Annotated in this window: 3 protein-coding genes; all 3 read left to right on the top strand. The window is 66.3% G+C overall.

The features are described 5' to 3' along the window. The first annotated feature begins 267 nt into the window (after positions 1 to 267). Genes ABSG20_RS30320 through ABSG20_RS30310 form a run of 3 tightly spaced genes read left to right on the top strand, consistent with a single transcriptional unit; the run spans position 268 to position 4,095 of the window. Positions 268 to 765: a (2Fe-2S)-binding protein gene (locus ABSG20_RS30320; RefSeq protein ID WP_423868141.1), complete on the top strand. Its 498-nt coding sequence runs from the start codon at positions 268 to 270 to the stop codon at positions 763 to 765. Then, on the top strand, positions 762 to 1,820 hold the full coding sequence (locus tag ABSG20_RS30315; protein WP_423868140.1) for an FAD binding domain-containing protein: 1,059 nt from the start codon (positions 762 to 764) through the stop codon (positions 1,818 to 1,820). The genes ABSG20_RS30320 and ABSG20_RS30315 overlap by 4 nt, the downstream gene beginning before the upstream one ends. Further along, entirely contained in the window at positions 1,813 to 4,095 is a 2,283-nt protein-coding gene (locus ABSG20_RS30310) for a xanthine dehydrogenase family protein molybdopterin-binding subunit (RefSeq protein WP_423868139.1), read from the top strand. The genes ABSG20_RS30315 and ABSG20_RS30310 overlap by 8 nt, the downstream gene beginning before the upstream one ends. The last annotated feature ends 553 nt before the right edge of the window (positions 4,096 to 4,648 follow it).

Below are 4,648 nucleotides of genomic sequence, written 5' to 3'. Positions count from 1 at the left end.
TCGGCGCGCGGCCTGCGAAGCGTTGCTGCGGACTGACCTGCCATCTGACTAATCCGTGATCCCCGTCCCCTTGCAAACGGAGGATGCCTCCGTATACTATAGCACACGTGCCGATCCTGCCATGTGCCCGTCGACCGAACCCCGGCGGCTCGCGAGCTCGATGGGTATCCGAACTCTTGATAATTCAACGGGTCGATCTCGGCCGCCCACCTCAAGGGGTGCGACGGCGTCGATCGCATTCGACCATAGCATTGATCGGAGCATTGCATGACCTTCTCCATCAGCCTCACCGTCAACGGGGTGCGGCGCAACGTCGAACTGGCGGACCCGCGCGTCACGCTGCTCGATCTCCTGCGCGAACGTCTCGATCTGACCGGCACCAAGAAGGGCTGTGACCGCGGCCAATGCGGCGCCTGTACGGTGCTGGTCGGCGGGCGGCGGATCAACTCCTGCCTGGCGCTCGCCATAAGCCACGACGGCGCCGACGTGCTCACGATCGAGGGCGTCGCGCGCGGCAACCAGCTGCATCCGGTGCAGGCCGCTTTCATCGCGCATGACGGCTTGCAGTGCGGGTTCTGCACGCCCGGCCAGATCATGAGCGCGATCGGCCTGATCAGGGAAGGCCATGCCGGCGATAACCCGGAGCGGGTACGGGAAGCCATGAGCGGCAACCTCTGCCGCTGCGGGGCCTATGCAGGGATCACCGAAGCGGTGCTGGAGGCACAGAAAATTCTCGCCACCGCCGAACAGAGGCGCTCCGCATGAACACCTTCGATTACGTCAGACCCACCGATATCGCCGAGGCCGTTGCGGCTGCGACCGAGCCGGGCGCCGCCTATCTCGCAGGCGGTACCAACCTGCTCGACCTGATGAAGGGCGGGATAACGCGCCCGAACCGTCTCGTCGATGTCACGCGGCTGAAAGGCCTCGACCGCATCGAGCCTCTGGCCGATGGCGGCATCCGCATCGGTGCGCTGGTTCGCAATGCCGATCTCGCGCATGATGACGATTTTGCAAAATCCTATCCGGCGGTGGCCGAGGCGCTGTTGTCAGGCGCCTCGGCGCAGCTTCGCAATGCCGCGACCGTCGGCGGCAATCTGTTGCAGCGAACGCGCTGCGGATATTTCTACGACACCGCCAGCGCCTGCAACAAACGCGAGCCCGGCGCGGGTTGCGATGCCCGTGACGGCGAGAACAGGTTGCACGCCGTGCTCGGCTGGAGCCGGGCCTGCATCGCCACCCACCCGTCGGATTTCTGTGTGCCGCTGGCCGCTCTCGATGCCGTCGTCGAGATCGCAGGCAAAACCGGCCGGCGCGAGGTTGCGCTGGAGGATTTTTATCGTTTGCCCGGCGATAGGCCCGAACGCGAAAGCGCGCTCGATCCCGGTGATCTGGTCATCGCCGTCAGGCTGCCTGCCGAAGCGCGCGGGTTCGCGCCGCATGCACGCTATTTGAAGGTCCGCGAACGCACCTCCTATGCCTTCGCGGTGGTCTCCGCCGCGGCCTGCTTGCGGATCGAACAAGGCACCATCGCCGAGGCGCGGCTCGCGCTCGGCGGCGTTGCCGCCAAACCATGGCGGGCCCGCGCGGCGGAAAAGATACTGGCGGGCGCAAGTCCCGATTCCGCGGCCTTCCGCCGCGCGGCGGAGGCGGCGCTCGCCGACGCAAAACCCTCCGGAGACAATGCCTTCAAGATCGAGCTCGCGCGGCGCATCCTGGTGCGGGCGCTGACACTGGCCACGGCAGGAACGCCGCCGCGTATTGCGGCGCTTCCGGCCTCCGCTTTCTCGACCGCATCAGGAGCCTTGCAAGATGCCTGAGATCCGCCTCACCCAAGCAGCAAGCCACGCCCGGCATGGCTCCAATATCGGGCAGCCGCTGACCCGCCGCGACGGCGTCCTCAAAGTCAGGGGCGAAGCCCGCTACGCCGCGGACAACCATCCGCCTGACATGCTGCATGCCGTTCTCGCGGTGAGCCACATCGCGCGCGGCCGCGTCAGCTTCCTTGACGTGGAGGCGGCCAAGAGCCACCCCGGTGTCGTCGATGTCATGACGCCTGCGAACAGGCCGGCGCTCGCGGAGGACCCCGACGCCAAGACCAACCCCTTCATGTTCCGGCTTGATCTGTTGCAGAATGACCAGGTGCGTTATCCCAGCCAGCCGATCGCGGTCGTGATTGCCGAGACGCTGGAGGCTGCGACGGAAGGCGCGGCGCGGCTCGCGCCGCGCTACCAGATGCTGCCTGCCCGCGTCGGCCTCGATGCCGGCGATAGTTTCGTGCCGGCCGCCGTTGGCGTCGGCAATCCCACCGAGATGCGGCGCGGCGATATAGAGGCGGGTCTCGCCGCGGCATCAAAGGTCATCGATGCGACTTACGAGACGCCAACCCAGTACCACAATGCCATGGAGCCGCACGCGATCGTCGCGGCGTGGGACGGCGACAGGCTGTCGATCGATACGCCGAGCCAGGCCCTCGTCATGGCCCAGGCGCGGATCGCGGGATTGTTCGGCATCGCGCCGGAGAAGATCCATATTCGCAGCCCATACCTCGGTGGCGGTTTCGGCTCCAAGGGGTTCATCTCCGGTCCGCAAGTACTGGGCATCCTCGCGGCCCAGCTGGTCGGCCGGCCGGTAAAACTGGTGCTGCGCCGCGAGCAGATGTTTGGGCCGGTGGGTCATCGTTCGCCCTCCCGCCAGAGGCTTCGCATCGGCATCGACGGCGAAGGCCGGCTGACGGCAATCGATCATCACGCCAGGATCGCGTCGAGCACCTTTGACGATTTCTTCGAGCCGGCCGCCGACGCCTCGCATACGCTTTACGCGAGCCCGGCGATCTCAACATCGCATGAGGCGGTCCGCATCGACACCGGCACGCCCTTGTTCATGCGGGCCCCCGGCGAGGCGACGGGCTCGATCGCGCTGGAGAGCGCGATCGACGAGGCGGCGTGGGCCTGCGGGATCGACCCTCTCGCCTTCCGCATCAAGAACTATGCCGAAGTCGAACCGATTTCCGGCAAGCCATTCTCCTCGAAAGCGCTGCGCGACTGCTACGCACAGGGCGCCGAGCGCTTCGGCTGGGCAACGCGCCCGCTCGAACCGCGCAAGATGCGTGACGAGGCCGGTATGCTGGTCGGCTGGGGAATCGGTACCGCGACATTTCCGGCGCTGATGTTTGCGGCCGAGGCGCGCGCGGTGGTGCATCGCGACGGCTCCGGCCTGATGGAGACGGGTGCCCACGACATGGGCCAGGGCGCCTGGACCGCGCTCGCCCAGATCGCAGCCGATGGACTGGGTGTCGACATCGATCGGCTGGAGTTCAGGTCGGGCACGTCAGACCTGCCGGACGCGGGCATCGCCGGCGGCTCGGCCCATACCGCGACCGCGGGCATGGCCATCCACAATGCCGGCGCCGCGGTCATCGCCAAACTCGCCGATCTCGCCACAACAGACCAGCGCTCGCCCTTGTTTGGCGCGGGCAACGCCGGCGTCGTCGCCCGCGGCGGGCGCCTGTTCGCTCGCGACGATGAAAGCCGCAGCGAGAGCTATGCCGATATCCTCTCCCGCGCCGGCCTTACGCAGATCGAGGCGCGCGGCAACGGCGCCGCCGATCCCGAGGCGCAATCGACCTACGCCATGCACGCGCACGGCGCGGTGTTCGCCGAAGTCAAGGTCGACCCCGATCTCGGACAGATCCGTGTCACCCGGATGGTCGGCGCGTTCGCGGCCGGGCGGGTCATCAATCCTCGCCTCGTGCAGAGCCAGATTTTCGGCGGCATGATCTGGGGCGTGTCGTTTGCCCTGCACGAGCACGCGGTGATCGACCGCCGCTCTGGCCGCACGCTCAACGCCAACCTCGCCGACTACCACATCCCGGTGAATGCCGATGTGCCGTCGCTGCAGGCGTTGATGATCGAGGAGCACGATCCCCACGTCAATGCATTGGGCATCAAGGGCGTCGGCGAAATCGGCATCACCGGCTCGGCCGGCGCGGTCGCCAACGCGGTCTGGCACGCCACGGGGATCCGGGTGCGCCGCTTTCCAATCGGGATCGACGACCTCATGACCGCGGAGCCATCGTCTCATTCTCTGGGTTGAGCCGTAAGGCGCGCTTGCGCCGTGCCCACCATTTACTTCTCAGCTGTCATCCCCCGCCACCGGGTCGGCGCTACGCGCCGCCCGATGACAGGCTCCAGCGGGGGATCCAACACGCCGCGGCCTTTTCGGTTCTATGGCTTCTGCTCTGGGATACTGGGTCGCCAGGTCAAGCCAGGGCGACGAAAGTCTCGCATGACGCTTGCGCCGTGCCCGCGATTTACTTCTCAGTTGTCATCCTCCGCGAAAGCGGGGGATCCAGTACGCCGCGGCCTTCCGGTTCTATCGCTTCTGCTCCGGGATACCAGGTTATCCGGTCAAGCCGGGCGATGACGTCTTGCTTGACGCTCGCGCCTCCTTCTTGATCGAAACTGATTTGCCCGACGGGCTACCGCGCACAGGGCGTGTCAAGCCCGATTTTAAAAAATATTACCGTTTACTTTTTGTTCGAATCAGTTTAGGGTCACCCCTGTCTCGTTCCAGATGAGGGGCGTATCGCGATCGTCAGACACGCGGGATGAGATGCGGTGGACGCGGCAGCGTCGGGCTGGCCATG

The sequence above is a fragment of the Bradyrhizobium sp. genome (assembly GCF_049512235.1).
GTDB lineage: Bacteria > Pseudomonadota > Alphaproteobacteria > Rhizobiales > Xanthobacteraceae > Bradyrhizobium.
Note: the sequence above shows the minus strand (reverse complement) of the source record. Positions and strands in the feature narration are given on the sequence as shown.

Coding starts and splice junctions, on each gene's coding strand:
- ABSG20_RS30320 (WP_423868141.1), top strand. CDS start 268: ATGACCTTCTCCATCAGCCTCACCGTCAACGGGGTGCGGCGCAACGTC.
- ABSG20_RS30315 (WP_423868140.1), top strand. CDS start 762: ATGAACACCTTCGATTACGTCAGACCCACCGATATCGCCGAGGCCGTT.
- ABSG20_RS30310 (WP_423868139.1), top strand. CDS start 1,813: ATGCCTGAGATCCGCCTCACCCAAGCAGCAAGCCACGCCCGGCATGGC.